The sequence below is a fragment of the Mesorhizobium sp. M7A.F.Ca.US.005.03.2.1 genome (assembly GCF_003997795.1).
In the GTDB taxonomy this organism is placed as follows: domain Bacteria; phylum Pseudomonadota; class Alphaproteobacteria; order Rhizobiales; family Rhizobiaceae; genus Mesorhizobium; species Mesorhizobium ciceri.
Genome location: NZ_RZRP01001520.1, coordinates 1 through 613 on the forward strand (window position 1 = coordinate 1; position 613 = coordinate 613).

Annotated in this window: 1 protein-coding gene; it reads right to left on the bottom strand. The window is 56.4% G+C overall.

All coding sequences use genetic code 11. The features are described 5' to 3' along the window. The coding region (locus tag EN991_RS38860) for a cyclic nucleotide-binding domain-containing protein (RefSeq protein ID WP_164769795.1) at positions 1-224 on the bottom strand (224 nt) is incomplete at its 3' end. Positions 225-613: the final 389 nt, after the last annotated feature.

The window sequence follows — 613 nt, forward strand, 5'->3', positions numbered from 1 at the left end:
ATATTAGCCGCCAACTTCTGGCCTCCCGGCGAATAGATCGAGATCTCCACCGTTCCGCTCATCACCCCGTAGATACGATCGGCTGGATCTTCCTGGACGAACAGATGCTGGCCCGCCGCGTAGCGTTCGACCTTGCAGCCGCTGAAAAGAAGATCGAACAGCGGCGGATCAATCCGTGCAAGGCGCGGCAGATCATTTCTGTCGTTCGCGCCGCCGAAAGCCATGTTAATTCCCCAATTCCGCAATCGCGTAACCTACGGCAAGAGAGAGTCGCGTCAAAGGCCGGTGTTCATCCAAATTTCGCCGCCTGGGAGGAGTGTCGGATTCCATCATAGCGCATCAATCGAGTTCGCTGCCCTATGCTGAACGTCGCCGAAAGATGAACGACGCTTCCTCGATAGTGGGTCTCACGATGTAGCGCTCTACCGACTCGAACCCCCATAAATGCTTGGATCAAGGTTGCACCACAGCGGATCCGGACACCCCGACCTCCTCCAGAAGGGCCCGGATCTCGTCGGGAGCCGCAAGACAGAAAGTTCGAAAAGCTTCTAGGAAACCCAAGCAGACTGAACGGCGCTGCGGACAATGAGGTTTACGAATACACCGGCGAACA